12 protein-coding genes are annotated in these 13,777 nt (G+C 58.7%); 5 read left to right on the top strand and 7 right to left on the bottom strand.

What is annotated here, in order from left to right; translation table 11 throughout:
• Positions 1-6: 6 nt before the first annotated feature.
• On the bottom strand, positions 7-1,170 hold the full coding sequence (gene carA, locus QEH54_RS18700) for a glutamine-hydrolyzing carbamoyl-phosphate synthase small subunit (protein ID WP_309020232.1): 1,164 nt from the start codon (positions 1,168-1,170) through the stop codon (positions 7-9).
• A 129-nt stretch (positions 1,171-1,299) separates the two neighbouring features.
• Between carA and QEH54_RS18695 the strand changes: the two genes are divergently transcribed.
• Positions 1,300-2,496 carry a KamA family radical SAM protein gene (locus QEH54_RS18695; RefSeq protein WP_309020231.1) on the top strand — a complete coding sequence of 399 codons (1,197 nt, stop codon included), beginning with the start codon at positions 1,300-1,302 and terminating at the stop codon, positions 2,494-2,496.
• Positions 2,497-2,549: 53 nt separating this feature from the next.
• Here the strand turns inward: QEH54_RS18695 and QEH54_RS18690 are convergent, their stop codons facing one another.
• Positions 2,550-3,110, bottom strand: a complete 561-nt coding sequence (locus QEH54_RS18690) for a sugar O-acetyltransferase (RefSeq protein WP_345785678.1) — start codon at positions 3,108-3,110, stop codon at positions 2,550-2,552.
• 82 nt (positions 3,111-3,192) lie between these two features.
• Here QEH54_RS18690 and QEH54_RS18685 point away from each other — a divergent pair, with 82 nt between their 5' ends.
• Entirely contained in the window at positions 3,193-3,810 is a 618-nt protein-coding gene (locus QEH54_RS18685) for a hypothetical protein (RefSeq protein ID WP_309020229.1), read from the top strand.
• A 54-nt stretch (positions 3,811-3,864) separates the two neighbouring features.
• Here QEH54_RS18685 and QEH54_RS18680 read toward each other — a convergent pair whose 3' ends face one another.
• Together QEH54_RS18680 and QEH54_RS18675 are read right to left on the bottom strand one after the other, a co-directional pair.
• Positions 3,865-4,647 (bottom strand): EI24 domain-containing protein, encoded by a 783-nt coding sequence (locus QEH54_RS18680; protein ID WP_309020228.1) that lies wholly within the window; start codon positions 4,645-4,647, stop codon positions 3,865-3,867.
• Positions 4,648-4,767: 120 nt separating this feature from the next.
• On the bottom strand, positions 4,768-8,613 hold the full coding sequence (locus QEH54_RS18675) for a two-component regulator propeller domain-containing protein (protein ID WP_309020227.1): 3,846 nt from the start codon (positions 8,611-8,613) through the stop codon (positions 4,768-4,770).
• Positions 8,614-8,878: 265 nt separating this feature from the next.
• Here QEH54_RS18675 and QEH54_RS18670 point away from each other — a divergent pair, with 265 nt between their 5' ends.
• From QEH54_RS18670 to QEH54_RS18660, 3 genes are all read left to right on the top strand, one after another.
• Complete coding sequence (locus tag QEH54_RS18670; protein ID WP_309020226.1) at positions 8,879-9,268, top strand: hypothetical protein; 390 nt, start codon at positions 8,879-8,881, stop codon at positions 9,266-9,268.
• 38 nt (positions 9,269-9,306) lie between these two features.
• Positions 9,307-10,467 carry a transaldolase gene (tal, locus tag QEH54_RS18665; protein WP_309020225.1) on the top strand — a complete coding sequence of 387 codons (1,161 nt, stop codon included), beginning with the start codon at positions 9,307-9,309 and terminating at the stop codon, positions 10,465-10,467.
• A gap of 103 nt (positions 10,468-10,570) precedes the next feature.
• Complete coding sequence (locus QEH54_RS18660) at positions 10,571-11,020, top strand: hypothetical protein (RefSeq protein WP_309020224.1); 450 nt, start codon at positions 10,571-10,573, stop codon at positions 11,018-11,020.
• Between the two features lie 258 nt (positions 11,021-11,278).
• On the opposite strand, the gene QEH54_RS18655 is transcribed toward QEH54_RS18660, so the two are convergent.
• From QEH54_RS18655 to QEH54_RS18645, 3 genes are all read right to left on the bottom strand, one after another.
• On the bottom strand, positions 11,279-11,782 hold the full coding sequence (locus QEH54_RS18655) for a flavin reductase family protein (RefSeq protein ID WP_309020223.1): 504 nt from the start codon (positions 11,780-11,782) through the stop codon (positions 11,279-11,281).
• A 199-nt stretch (positions 11,783-11,981) separates the two neighbouring features.
• Entirely contained in the window at positions 11,982-12,785 is an 804-nt protein-coding gene (locus QEH54_RS18650) for a PRC-barrel domain-containing protein (RefSeq protein ID WP_309020222.1), read from the bottom strand.
• 192 nt (positions 12,786-12,977) lie between these two features.
• The gene (locus tag QEH54_RS18645; RefSeq protein ID WP_309020221.1) at positions 12,978-13,472 is read right to left on the bottom strand and encodes a ferritin-like domain-containing protein; all 495 of its coding nucleotides are present in this window, start codon (positions 13,470-13,472) and stop codon (positions 12,978-12,980) included.
• Positions 13,473-13,777 lie beyond the last annotated feature (305 nt).

Below are 13,777 nucleotides of genomic sequence, written 5' to 3'. Positions count from 1 at the left end.
CTTGTTTCAGCTCGCGGCCCGCTTCTGCTGGGCGATGAGCTGGTAGAACTTTTCGAAGTTCGGGTTGGCGTCGCTGGGCCCAGGGCCAGCTTCCGGGTGGTACTGCACCGAGAACACCGGCTTGTCCTTCAGGCGGATGCCGGAAATGGTGTTGTCGTTGAGATTCACCTCGGTGATGACGGCGCCGCAGGCTTCCAGTCCCTCGGCGGAGGTGGCGAAGCCGTGGTTGTGGGCGGTGATGGCGACGAAGTCGTTCTCCAGGTTCTTCACCGGCTGGTTGCCGCCGCGGTGGCCGAACTTCAGCTTGAAGGTCTTGGCTCCGATGGCGTGGGTGATGATCTGGTGACCGAGGCAGATGCCGAAGATCGGGTGCTTGTCGATGAGGGCACGCACCGTTTCGTGCACGTACTTGACCGGTTCCGGGTCGCCGGGACCGTTGGAGAGGAAAATGCCGTCCGGGTTGATGGCTTCGATTTCCGCCGCGGTCGCGGTGGCGGGGAAGACGTGCACTTCGAAGCCGTGGAAGGCGAGCTCGCGGAAAATGGATTTCTTGGCTCCGAGGTCGAGAGCGGCGATCTTGAAGATCTCGCGCTTGCGAGCAGGCTTGCGGATGACGGACTGGACCGGATTGTAGGGCCAGTTCAAATCGGTGGGCGAGTAGACGAAGGGAGCGGAGCAGGTGACCTCCTTCACGTAGTCGGCGCCGACGATGCCTTCCCAGTCCTTGGCTTTCTGCACCGCTTCCTCGTCGGAAATGTCTTCCGTGCTGAGGCAGCACTTCATGGCGCCCACCTCGCGCAGCTTTTTGGTCAGGGCCCGTGTGTCGATGCCTTCCAGTCCGGGAATGCCATGCTTTTCCAGGTAGTCCGGCAGGGTTGACGTCGAGCGCCAGTTGCTGGAGATCGGGCTGAGTTCGCGGACCACGAATCCGGAGCACATCGGCTTTTCCGCCTCGAGGTCCTCCTCGTTGACGCCGTAGTTGCCGATCATGGGCGCAGTCATGGTCACAATTTGGCCGTAGTAGGAAGGATCGGTAAGGATCTCCTGATAACCAGTCATGCTAGTATTGAAAACCGCTTCACCGACAACTGTCTTCTTGGCGCCGAAGGCGATTCCACGGAAAACTGATCCGTCTTCTAATGCGAGAACACCTATCTGGGAGTCATTCATTAGGTTTGGGACAAAAGTTGTTTTGCGGTTGGGCTACAATCCCTTTTTGTGACTTAAACGTAATTTACCCAACTTATCTCGGAAGCGAGGGTGCGTCCCGCTACGAGAGACCTTTATTGACAACGCTTTATGCCGTATACTGACGACCGAACGCATTGGTTTGCCGGACAAGGCCTTTGGGATGACGTCCCGGAGGAAAAATGGAACAACTGGACCTGGCAGCTCAAGAACCGCATCACCACGCTCGAGCAGCTGGAAGAGCTGATCGAGCTCACCGACGAGGAGAGAGCGGGGGCCAAGCACGCCAATACCAAGTTGGCCATGGCCATCACCCCGTACTTCTTCAACCTCATCGATCGCGAGGACCCGAACTGCCCGATCCGCCGTCAGGTCATCCCGCGTGACGGCGAGATGAAGGTCGGGGCGGAGGAAATGCTCGATCCGGTCGGAGAGGACGGGCATTCGCCGGTGCCGGGTCTGGTGCACCGCTACCCGGACCGCGTGCTGTTTCTCGTGACCGATCGCTGCGCCGCGTACTGCCGCTACTGCACGCGCAGCCGTCTGGTCAGCAACGCTCAGGATTACAATTTCCACCCGGAGTTCGAGCAGGGACTCAAGTACATCGAGGAGCATCCCGAAGTGCGCGACGTGCTGCTCAGCGGCGGCGATCCGCTGCTGTTGTCCGATCGGAAAATCGATTACTTGCTCGGGCGCCTGCGTCAGATCGAGCACGTGGAGTTCATCCGCATCGGCTCGCGCATACCGGTATTCCTGCCGCAGCGCATCACGCCGGAGCTGTGCGAGATCTTCAAGAAGCACGGTCCCATTTGGATGAGCATCCATGCCAATCATCCGAAGGAATGCACGCAGACCCTGAAAGACGCCTGCGAACGCCTTTCCTACGCCGGGGTTCCGCTGGGAAATCAATCCGTGCTGCTCAAGGACGTGAACGACGACGCGGAGGTGATGAAGGCTCTCGTGCATCGCCTCGTGCGCATGCGCGTGCGGCCGTACTACATCTACCAGTGCGATCTCATCACCGGCAGCGCTCACCTCAGAGCCAACGTGTGCAAAGGCATCGAAATCATGAAGCAGCTACGTGGCCATACCACTGGCTATGCGGTGCCGCAGTTCGTGATCGATGCGCCAGGTGGGGGAGGCAAGGTGCCCATCAATCCGCAGTACATCACCAAGATCGACGACGAAGCGATCCATTTCAAAAACTTCGAAGGCAAGCTCTATCGGTATCCGCTTAAGACCTACGGTCCCATCGAATCTGAGGACGATGACGACTGCAAGTGCGACGCTGAGGAGATCATGCTGTAGCAGTGGGCGAGCCGGGGAGAGCTCGCCGATTCGGCGCGCGAGCCCTTGCTCTGCTAAAGTTCGCGAATCACGCGACAAGGATTGCCCGCGGCCATAACGTTCGCGGGTATGTCTTTTGTCACTACGCTGCCAGCTCCGATCACGGCGTTTTCTCCGATGGTGACGCCGGGGCAAACGATGGCGCCTCCGCCGATCCATACGTTTGCGCCGATGCGAATCGGTTTTCCAAACTCCTTATAGGCTTTGCGGTCTTCGGGATCGGTGGGATGGGCAGCCGTGTAAAGATGAACCCCGGGGCCCAGCTTCACATGCTCCCCGATCTCGATGCGATTCACGTCGAGAAAGACGCAGTCGAAATTGGCGTAGAAGGCTTTGCCGACAAAAACGTTGTAGCCGTAGTCGCAGCGAAACGGCGGCTCGATGTACGCGGTCTTGTGGGTGCCTCCGAAAAGCTCCCTGAGGAGCTGGGCTCGCTGCGCGAAGGCGTTTGGAGGAGTGGCGTTGTAGGCGTGGATGAGCTCTCGGCAGCGAAGACGTTCGCCGCTAAGCTGCGGATCCATGGCCTGGTAGAACTCCCCCGCTAGCATTTTTTCTTTCTCGCTGCGCCTTTCCATCAGCCGGGAAGTGTGAACCGCTCGGATCCCATAGCAAAGCGCGAATTGCAGAGAATCGGTCGAGGGTCGACGCCTCGAAACGATGCAGCTTGCAGCTTGGCAGTTGCGGGAGGCATCGAGAAACGAGCTGGGCCAAGCGTACCGATGGGCGCAGGCCAGCGTGGCATGTTTTGTGCGATCGGGTTTCGGCATGGGGGTGTCACGGGCTATTTTCTTATCAACCTGTCTGTTTGGGGTCGTTTTCCTGAACAGCGCCGACGATCGCCCAAACATGGTCACCGTGGCCAGTGGAGCAGGGTTTGCCGCGACGGTGCAGGAGTTGGAGACGCGCCTCGACCGGAGAGGGTTCACCATCATGGCAAAGCTCGATCAGGCCCCACCCGACTCCTCAAGCAAGAGCCTGCTCTTCGTTTTCGGCCTACCCGATCGCGTGGATGAAGAGGGTTGGCTGGTGATGGATTCGCCGTACGCGATAGTGGTCTGGGAGACGGAGGAAGGGGAAACGAAGCTTTCGTTTGAACCGGGTCAACCATCAGACGCTGCAGGGGATACCGAATCAGTTTCTCGAAGCGCTTCGACGGATCTGTCTGCTTTGGTGGAAAACATAGGCCGGAGTCCGCAGCCGACCGTCAGAACCCCCGGCCCGCCCGCCAGTCCTAGCGGCCTGTCGGTGGTGAATGCCGACGCGCTCGGCGAGTGACGACTGGCAGGCTCTCGTTTTCAGCCTTGAGCCGATATCAGGTGTAGGCGCGAATCAACTACGCGAACGCTTTCGACTCAGTTCGTCGTCGTACATGGTGTCCACCCCGCTGACCGCTGCGGCGATGATTCCGTAGGAAGGGGCCAGAAACCAGCCGACGATGGGCACGAGCATCATGATCATGAATCCGGCGCCATTGCCCATGGCATGCCACTTATGTCGATAGGAATGGGCGAGACTGGACCGGATGCCGACGCGGCGACGTTCGAGTACCGGGTCCATGAAGCCGGCTCCCGCGAAGTAGGCTTGGATGATCAGCATGCCGACGAAATAGATGGCGGCGCCTGCGACCGGCAGGAGCCAAAGAAGCCAGCAGACCACGGTGAGAAACAGCGAAATGGCGAGGGTCATGAGGCTCACCATGGTGCCGCGATAGATGTCGTAGACCAGTCCTCCGACAGTGAAGCCAGGACCTTTGCTGCCGTGAAACTTCTCTTCCGCGGTCTCTGAGATGAATCCGATGAACGGGGCGTAGATGATCATCACCACGCTGCGATAGAGCAGAAAGGCCAGGTAGATCGCCAGCAGCCCCACGATGATGCTCAGCCCCCAGGCCGCCCATTCCGCCACCTCGGCGGGCAGCCACTTCTCGCTGATGAGCTCGCTGAGCTCTTGAACCCCAAAGAAGGTGCCTCCGAACAGTCCGCCGATGACCAAAGGAAAATACAGCATGCTGAGAAGTCCCGGGATGATGAGGTGCTTCCACATGCCTTCCTTCCAGACCAGATGATGGGCGTGCTTGTAGGCGCCGAGGCCTCGCATAAAGGGTTTGATCATACCGCTCTAGAATGGAGAAAAACGGGTTCTCTTGTCGACGGTTTCGTGAAAGCGGATTTCGCGGGACGCCCTGTTTCCCATTCGCTCGGGGGCATTTCTACCGACGCAAGCGCTCTCTATCTAAGACGGGCTGTCCGACGATCTCGGCGGATTTCGAGCTAGGGTGGCCTTCTTCAAGGCGTTTCCGATCGCCTCGCGCAGCTCGAGAGGGCTGAAGGGCTTGCGGAGAACGAGATCCGCCCCGGCGTCGATGCAGTCTCGCCGGGCGCTGGGCTGGATGTGGGCGGTTTGGACAAGAATGGGGCTCTGGACCCCATTTCTTCGAATCTCCCGAGTGGCCTGGAGCCCGTCCATTTCTGGCATGTTCAGGTCCATGAGAATGAGGTCGTAGGAGCGGGATTGCGCGAAGTCGACCGCTTCCGCTCCATTGGAGGCTCTGTCCACCACGCTGGCGCAAGATGACAAGGCTTCCGAAATGTATTCGAAATTTGGATCCTCATCCTCGGCGACTAGGATTTTCAGGTCGGCTTGATCTCGCCGGTTCGCGTTTGTCCGTTCCGCAGCTTTCTCCATCGAAGAGCCGCTGGGGAGGTAGGGCAAAGTGAAGGAAAAGCTCGAGCCCTGTCCCAGGGTCGAGCTGACTCGGATCTCGCCATTCATCAGTTCGACCAAGTTGCGCGTGATGGCCAGCCCTAGACCGGTGCCGCGGTACAAGCGCGACTTGTCCGACTCGACCTTTCTGAAGCGCTCGAAGATGTTGGCCTGATCTTCCTGCGAAATGCCGATGCCGGTATCGGAAACGTAGGCGTGGATCATCGAGTCGCCGTTCGGACTAGTAGCGATTCCGTATCCAAATCGTATGACGCCTTTGTCGGTGAACTTTGTCGCGTTGGAGAGCAGGTTGTTGAGGATTTGCCTGATTCTGGTGGGATCGAGCTGGGCGACCGCGTCTTGCTCGAAGGGGCTAGAAGGTTTTTCGTAGTCGATCTGAAGGTCGATCTTTCCGGAGCTGCGCAGGATGGTCCGATGGGCCGATTCCAGCTCCGCGAACAGCGCGTCGAGCGGTACGGACTCGGGCCTGATGGTGGCGGTTCCGCTTTCCAGGGTGGAGAGATCTAGGATGTCGTCGATGAGCGTTAGCAGCGAGTCGCTGCTGCTGTTGATGATCTTGAAGAAGGCCTGCTTCTCTTCTTCGGAGTGCTCGCGCTCCTGCAGGATGCTTAGAAATCCTATGATCGCGTTCATCGGAGTGCGGATCTCATGCGACATGTTTTCCAGAAACGATGACTTGAGCTGGTCGGCACGTCGTGCCTCCGCCAGAGCGACCTTGAGATCGCGGGTGCGTTGGTCGACTCGAAGCTCGAGATCCGCTTTGTTGGCTATAAGCTCTTCGTTTTGGCACTGGATCTCTTCGCGTTGGGCGGCGAGCTCCTCGTTGGCTCTGGCGAGCTGGTTGGTGCGGGCGGCCACCGTTTTTTCCAGTTTCTCATTTTGTATTCGGATGTTTCTTACACGAAGCCGATGGATTGCGGAGAGGAGTGAAGCCGCGAGCAGAATCGATGAAAAGCGAAACCATGCCGTCGACCAGAAGGGGGGAGTGATGGTGAAGGAAAAGGCGGCGTGCCCCTCGCTCCAGATCCCGTCGCTGTTCGCTGCCTTGACTTTGAAGGTGTAGTCCCCAGGTGGCAGGTTGGTGTAGGTGGCGCTCGCGTTAGCCGAGGGACGCGACCAATCGGGGTCGAAGCCGGCAAGCTGATAGCTGTAGCTCAGGCTATCGGGACGATTGAAATTGAGCGTGACGAATTCGAAGGCGAAGGAGTCCGTTTGATGCGGAAAGGATACTGGTGTATCGACCAGATGGGGAGGCGTTGGTAGCTGCCAGTCCGGCTCTTTCAGGTTCGAAAGCTTGGTGATGATAGGGGCGGGAGAGAAGGCGCTGTCGATGATCTGATTCGGGAAAAAGGTAGTTACGCCATTGATACCGCCGAAGTAGAGGCGTCCCGCTTTGTCTCGATGGGAGCTTCTGGTCAGGAAGTCGCTGGAACGGAGGCCGTCGTGAGCGCCGTAGCTCTTGCCGGTCCAGGTATCCGTATCCAAGCGCATCAGACCGCGATCCGTAGAGAACCAGATTTCTCCTGTGGCGGCATGTTCTATCGATCGTACCGATGTGGAATCGCCAATGGACAAGGCGGGATCGTTGGCGGTCTTGTAGGCGCGAAACGAGTCGGTTCTTGTATCGTATTTGTTGATACCGTCGAGCGTTCCAACCCATAGGGTTCCATCTTCGTCCACGTGCAGGTCGTACACTGGCACTCGACTGAGGCTGGATGGGTCCCGGCTTCTTGGCCGATAGTTGCGAAAGCGCTCCTGTATCGGGTCGAATCGGCACAAACCGGTGCCCGAGCCCATCCAAAGGACGCCTGCGTGATCCCGCACGATGCAAGTAGCCCAATTGTCGATCAGGGTGTTGTCGCCTTTGCTCGGATCGTTTTGGTACAGCTTCAGGCTGCCATTCGCCCGATCGTAGCGGATCAGACCTTGACCGTGAGCGATGGCCCAGAGCTGACCGGAGCCGTCTTCCGCGATGTCGCGAATGTCGGAGTATGGTGACGGGAGCACGTTTTCGAATTCGTTGCGAAGCGGATCGTAGCGCCGCAAGCCGCCCTCGAAGGAGCCAGTCCAGATGGTTCCGTCGCGAGTCGCCTTGATGAAATGGATGGTGCCCTGGCCCGGCCCTCTGGGATTGTCGGTCTGATAGGGAAACGAGAGCAGGCGTTCGCCATTTGCCCGGTCCAGAATATCCAGCTGACCGCTGAAATAGCCGATCCAGAGCCTGTCCTGGGAATCGGTGAAGAGGGCCGAAGCGGAGGTGTCGCTGATCGAGGTGGTGGGGCTTGGCTTGGGTCCGTAGTGGCTGAAGGCTTTGTGAGCGGTCGCTTTGCAGAGGCCGCGTTCGGTGCCGACCCAGAGATTGCTTTGTCGGTCGATGGTGGAGCAACGGGTCGCTCGGGAAGCGATGCTGTAGGGATTTGACAGATCGAATTGGTATTCGGCGATCGCTCCGGTCTCGGGGTGCGAAACGAACAGCCCCTGAGTGGAGGTCGCGATGATGGCGCCTTGCTCGGTGAGCGTGAGGTCGTTTACCCAAAGCTCGTCCGGAGCGAACGGATACTGGGAAAACGTTTCCGACTCGCGATCGAAGCTCAGGATCCCAGCGTGGCTGGTGGCGATGAGGATGACCTTGGTTCCGATCGGCTCGAAGTCTTCCGCGTATTGATAGGCCGAACGATCATCTTGGATTCGAGGGAGGGGAAAGTTCGCCGTACGACCGGTTTCGAGATCGAGCAGCGCGATCTGGCCGTTGGCCCCGACCAGCAATCGGCCGTCCGGAAGCCCCAGCAAACTGCGGATATCCGGTATTTGAATACCTACGAGCTGCTCGAAGGAATCGCCGAGCGGGTCGTAGCGATGCAGGGTGCCCTGTTGGGTTGCGGCGATAAGGCCGCCGTTGGGGAACTCGCAGAAGGCGGTGACGCGGTTGGATACCGGATTGGGATCTACCGTGGGATTTGGAACGTAGTTTTTGAAGGAGCGACTGGCAGGGAGGTAGCGAGAAATGCCTTCGCTGGTGCCGATCCATAGGCGAGACTTGGAGTCTTTGAACAAGGAGACCACGGCGTCGGAAACGATGGATGCCGGATCGTTGTCCCGACGGAAGAAGGTCGGGAAGTCTCGACCGTCGAAACGATTCAAGCCGTTGTTGGTGCCGATCCAAAGGAAGCCTTGGTCGTCCTGAAGGATTTGCGTGATGGAGCTGGTGGAGAGTCCGTCGGATGAGTCGAACGTTTCGAACCGCAGGTTCGCCAGCTCCAGGAAATCCGATGCTTGCAGGGCGATCGGGAGGAGGAGTCCGATCAGGAAGACCTTGACCGTCCGAGGCCTGAGGAGTTGGGGGAGTATACGCATGAACGGATCCGAAAGATAGCCACCCTAGCGTATTTGCCCGCAAGGGCAAGAGGCGGCTGGCGATACTCGTCAGGTGGGCGAGAGGGAGCGTCCAACGGACGTCTCGTCGGAGCCGAGCGCCCACATGATTTGCTGCGTTCTGCACTGTCCGTTCTTGCATGCCGCACGGGTCGGAGGCTTTCCCAAACGGGCCTGTGGCGGAGCGGAGCCGGATCGATCCCTGCTGCTCGTTTGGCGCGGATTGGGCAGAAGGTAGGATTTGATTATGAAAAAAGAACCAAGAGAAATCGAATTTGAAGTGGAAGACGGCCAGTGGGTTCGCATCGTGGGCACTGAGCTGGGCGAACCGGAAAAGACCCAGATTGTGAGAAGAGCCTTGGAGCTAGCTGCCGAGGACAATCGCCCCAACGCCGCCAACCGTCTCGACTACGAACGGGCGGCCCGGGAGTACAGTTCCGACGCCAAGCTGATGGAGCGAGGGGACATGGACGCGATCGAGGCTCCGGAAGCGCGAGATCCCCGCGAGATCCAGGGCGCTGGAAGGGTGCCCGAAACGGAGACGACCGATGAGGCCAACCAATCGGAGCAGTTGGCCCGCGAAGGAGTGGAGGACGCCGAGAGCGACCAGAGAGACGCTGCCCGAACCCTGCGGTAGCGAAAGAGAGAAATCCAGAAGGAGAAAGGAGACGAACGATGAGCGCTGTTGCAGAAAAGGAATCGAAGCTGCGTGAGCTTCGCGACTACGGCCAAAGCTATTGGCTGGATAACCTGACTCGAGAGATGATCGAGACGGGAGAGCTTGAACGCCGGGTGAACGAAGAGGGGCTGCTGGGTATCACCAGCAATCCCAAGACCTTCGCGGACTCGGTGAAGTCCGGCGATCGCTACGACCAGGATATCGAAAGGCTCGCCACTAGCGGGAAGTCCGACGTGGAAATCTACGAGTCGCTGATGATCGAGGACGTGAGGAACGGTTGCGACGCTTTGATGCCGGTCTATGAGGAAACGAGAGGCGGCGATGGCTTCGTGAGCATCGAGGTCGATCCTAGGCTGGCTCGACAATCGGAAGCGACCCTAGCGGCCGCATGCTCGCTGTGGGAGCGTGTGGATCGTCCGAATGTCATGATCAAGATTCCCGGCACTGAGGAAGGGTTGGACGCCATCGAGGAAGCGTTGTTTCGAGGCATCAACGTGAACATCACGTTGCTTTTCTCAAACGAGCGTTATCGACGCGTGGTCGCTCGCTACCTTTGGGCCATGGAGCGTCGCCTCAAGCATGGTCTCCCAGTCGACGGCATTGCCTCGGTAGCCAGCTTCTTTCTCAGCCGTATCGACAGTTTGGTGGACGAGCTGCTGGAACAGCGCGCGTTGCCCGCGTGCCACGATCACGAGCACATGGCGAAGGCCCTGAAGGGACATTCAGCCATCGCTCAGGCCTGCCTCGCCTACCGGAGTTTCCGAGAAGCCTTCAGCGGCAGAGCGTGGGAAGCCATGGAAGAGCGTGGAGCTCAGATCCAGCGTCCTCTGTGGGCGAGCACGAGCGTGAAGTCGGATGACTATCCCGATACGCTTTACGTGGACTCGCTCATCGCTCGCGATACGGTCAATACCATGCCTGAAAAGACCATCGATGCCTTCACCGATCATGGGGCGCTCGAAGCGGATTCCATTCGAAAGCCCTCCGAGCAAGCGGATCTCATCATGGAGCAGCTCGAAGCGATGGGGGTGGATATGGCTTACGTCGCTCAGCGGCTGGAAGATGAGGGTATCCAAAAATTCATACAACCGTTCGAAGACGGCTTAGCAGCGGTGTCGAAACAGGCCAAGAAGGCTAGGTCGAAAAAGAAGGCCTAGAAAACAGGAGGCGTATCCACAGAAAAGGTACGCGGCTATATGATGCCCTTTCGCCGCGTTGTGGCTTAGGCCTAGGTCGGAAAGGGCTTCCGGAATTCAGTTTATGAATCATTTCAAACGGTACATCTACCGCATCTTCATTCCGGCAGCGATCGTGGTGGCGTGCACGATCGTAGTGCGATTGAGCATGCAGCGCGAGTTCGTGCAGAGGAATGTCGCCCCCTCATCGTCCATGCCCGCTCCGGGAGTGACGGAAGGCATGGATTCGATGTCTGCTCCGTACGAAAAGCAGGAGAGGGTGGTGGAGAATCTGCGGCATTCGAAGGCGAAACTTGATCGATCGCTGGAATTGAGCAGCGAGCTGTTGAGCTCTCAAGAGGTAGCTGCGGCGCGAGAGGCGGCCAAACGCTTGTCTGACAGCATCGAGCGTCTGAGCTCGGCGGAGGCAGAAAACTGGGAAACGCGTCGCGCGACCGCGTTCGAGGATTTGCAGGCCTACGCCCGTCTTGTTTCTAGAGATCAAACCGCCAGCGCCGCAGCGGCGGATGGCTAATGCGGGCGATCAGCCCAAGGAAGTAAAAAAAGACGCAGGAAAAGCAGGCGCCGCAGGCGGGGGGATTTCGCTTTTTCGCAACGATTCACGTGAAAACGAAAAGCCCCATCCCTTTGCAGGATGGGGGCTTTGTTTTCGTAATACGATTGCCTGGTTAGAAAGACCCGGTATCTGATAGACGGTTACATGGTACTGAGGCGTGTCGTGGCGACGGCGCCTTCTGGCCTATCAAAAAGAGCGGTCGGGGACGGCTGGAGCCTAGCCCGCGTAATGCCAGCCGATGTCGGCGCAGGTGAGTGGCTCTTCGTCGCTGTTCTGTTCAGCGTTGACCGCTTCTCCTACCACCAACACGTGTCCGCCGGTTTGCAGGGTGTCGACCACTCTGCATTCGATGTAGCTCAGGCAAAGGTTTAGAATGGGGGCTCCGGTGACGCCGCTTCGATGGCTGACGCCCTCCAGCTTGTCGTCCACCCGATGCTGCGGTCTCACCAGCTTGCGAGCGATTTCCTCTTGATCCTTGCTCAGCAGGTTCACGGAAAAGACGCCGTCGGACTCGATCAGCTGGTAGCTTTTGGAATCCTTCTGCACGGCGATCGCTAGCATGGGAGGATCGAAGGAGCACTGGGTGACCCAGCTGCCAATGAAAGCGTTTTCCTCGCCTCCCGAGCTGCCTACGCCGATAGCGAAAAGGTTGTAGGGGATCTGCCGCAACGTTTCGTGCAGGGCCTTAGGATCGTTGGTTTTTACGTCTGTTTGGTTCATGCTTCAAGAGGGTTGCATGGGCCGCGCCAGCGCTGTCGCGGCTTGGCGGCGAGAACCCGTCGAACGCGCAGCTGGCGTTCACCCCAGCTGCAAAGCGGTCGTTTTTTCTCCGTGGGTGAGCAAGGGCGAGTGTCGAGCGTCCTGCAGATTGCCGCGCGAAGCGGTTTCGCGGTGTGCAAGTTGCAGCGGCCGCCGCCGCTCAGTGGATGTAGGCATCGGTTTGCGACCAAGGCGCCGGGCGTCCGTAGTAGTCGTAAATCTCGTTTTCGTAGTCGCGGTTGATTGGCGTCTTGGGATCGTACTGCGGGGCCGATTCGATCTGGCTCCGCGAAAGGGAGATCTGGGCGCTCTTGCTGGCCCAGTCAAAGGTTTCGATCCAATCGATATCCACGAGGAACTTTTTGCCAGGCAACCAGTTGCGAGTCGCGACCACCAAGTAGGCGAGACGCCAGTCCTCGTCGTCGAGTATGAAATCCTCCACATGCCCGAAGGAGTCGTCGCGAGCGTCGATGGTGTAGTTTATGATTTCGTGGGCGGAGCGCAGGTGACTGTGCTCGATCTTTTTGAGCTCGGTCCGGTGCTGTTTTTCGACTTCGGGCGGCATCTGTGAGCCCATGGCGTCCGCGGAGGGATAGGTCGGTGTCGGACCAAGGCCCCAAGCGTAGGGACCGGCCCAGTAGGGATGGATCTGCGTGAAGTGCTTGGCGTACTCCTCCTCGTACTGAGCGGAGACCGGCTCGTCCTCCTCCAATCGGGGCGATTCCTCTATCTCTTTCTTGGTGAGACTGATAGGGAAATCGCGTCCGTGCCAGCCGAGTCCGGGTTGCTTGGCGTGCAGCGGACTGATGATAACCTTGCGTCCCGGCAGCCATTTTCCGGTATCCACCACCACGTAGCGCAGGCGCCAATGGCGATCGTCAAACAAGCAGTCCTTCACTTTGCCGATCGACCCATCGAGGGCTTCGATCGGGTAGCCGAAAATGTCTTTTGTGCTTCGTAGCATCGTAGTTAGGGGGTCGGGGGTTGTGGTTGGTGTTTTTTTGAGAATGCTTCAGGTTTTTCGTCGCACAGCTCGCGCCAAATCCGGCCGCCAGGCGGACGCGAAAAAACGCCCTCTCTGAGGAAAGGGCGTCGAGGGCGATTCCGAGCGCCTACGGGTTTCACCCGGGGATGGCGCCGAATGGGGCGATGAATCTTAGCGGATGGCCTCCGCGACGAGGTTCGATTCGGTTTTCGCCTCGGCGGTCAGCTTGCTGTCGGCCTCCTTCTCCTCGCTGAGCGAATCCTTCAGGATGGCTGCGATATGGGAGTGGCCCATTTGCTTGGCCCAAGTGAAAAGGCAGCCGTAGGTGGCGATTTCGTAGTGCTCCACCTTCTGTCCGGCGCAGACGATGGCCGCGTCGATCGCTTTGGTGCCACGGAAGGTTTCGAGCAGTTCGTTGGCCTCAGTCAGCAGGCCTTTGGTCGCTTGGCAGGTGCTGCGCTCCGGGGTTTCGCCCAGTTCCTCGAAGACGCGCTCGAGACGAGCGATGTGGTCCTTCGTTTCCTGCAGATGCCCCTCGAGGCTGAGCTTCAAGTCAGGGGACTGGGCAGCGTCGATCTTTTGGGGGATCGCTTCCGCGATGCGGTGCTCAGCGTCGTAGATGTCCTGTAGTTGGTCGATGAATAGCTTGTGTAAATCGGTGTCCATATGCGGGTTGTTTGCGGGTTAGTTTCGTTCGTCTTTCGAACAGCCAAAGCGGCTGATCGTCGTTTGGGAATTGGTTTTGCATAGCCCGCGCCTTCGAGCGCTGAGAGCCGACCTTTTTTCCGTGTCCCCGCAGTCAGTCGGGTCCGAAGCTTGTCATTCCGATTCTGATACAGGGTCTATGGGTAGTCGCTTCGTTGTATTTCGCAGAGGGACCTTTGCGCATTGCATAGCCCGACGGTCGGTCTCGGATGGCGGGTTTCTCAGCTGCTTGCACTGAATCGAGAGGGCGTTTGCGCCATGCTCGA

The organism is Pelagicoccus sp. SDUM812003, assembly GCF_031127815.1.
Lineage (GTDB): Bacteria > Verrucomicrobiota > Verrucomicrobiia > Opitutales > Opitutaceae > Pelagicoccus.
This window is presented reverse-complemented; position numbering and strand designations above follow the sequence as displayed.

What these genes read in the sequence shown, in the direction of transcription:
- QEH54_RS18690 (WP_345785678.1), bottom strand. Translation starts at nt 3,110, where the DNA reads ATGGAAAGGCGCAGCGAGAAAGAAAAAATGCTAGCGGGGGAGTTCTAC.
- QEH54_RS18660 (WP_309020224.1), top strand. Translation starts at nt 10,571, where the DNA reads ATGAATCATTTCAAACGGTACATCTACCGCATCTTCATTCCGGCAGCG.
- QEH54_RS18650 (WP_309020222.1), bottom strand. Translation starts at nt 12,785, where the DNA reads ATGCTACGAAGCACAAAAGACATTTTCGGCTACCCGATCGAAGCCCTC.
- QEH54_RS18670 (WP_309020226.1), top strand. Translation starts at nt 8,879, where the DNA reads ATGAAAAAAGAACCAAGAGAAATCGAATTTGAAGTGGAAGACGGCCAG.
- QEH54_RS18675 (WP_309020227.1), bottom strand. Translation starts at nt 8,613, where the DNA reads ATGCGTATACTCCCCCAACTCCTCAGGCCTCGGACGGTCAAGGTCTTC.
- QEH54_RS18645 (WP_309020221.1), bottom strand. Translation starts at nt 13,472, where the DNA reads ATGGACACCGATTTACACAAGCTATTCATCGACCAACTACAGGACATC.
- QEH54_RS18655 (WP_309020223.1), bottom strand. Translation starts at nt 11,782, where the DNA reads ATGAACCAAACAGACGTAAAAACCAACGATCCTAAGGCCCTGCACGAA.
- QEH54_RS18685 (WP_309020229.1), top strand. Translation starts at nt 3,193, where the DNA reads ATGCAGCTTGCAGCTTGGCAGTTGCGGGAGGCATCGAGAAACGAGCTG.
- QEH54_RS18680 (WP_309020228.1), bottom strand. Translation starts at nt 4,647, where the DNA reads ATGATCAAACCCTTTATGCGAGGCCTCGGCGCCTACAAGCACGCCCAT.
- carA (WP_309020232.1), bottom strand. Translation starts at nt 1,170, where the DNA reads ATGAATGACTCCCAGATAGGTGTTCTCGCATTAGAAGACGGATCAGTT.
- tal (WP_309020225.1), top strand. Translation starts at nt 9,307, where the DNA reads ATGAGCGCTGTTGCAGAAAAGGAATCGAAGCTGCGTGAGCTTCGCGAC.
- QEH54_RS18695 (WP_309020231.1), top strand. Translation starts at nt 1,300, where the DNA reads ATGCCGTATACTGACGACCGAACGCATTGGTTTGCCGGACAAGGCCTT.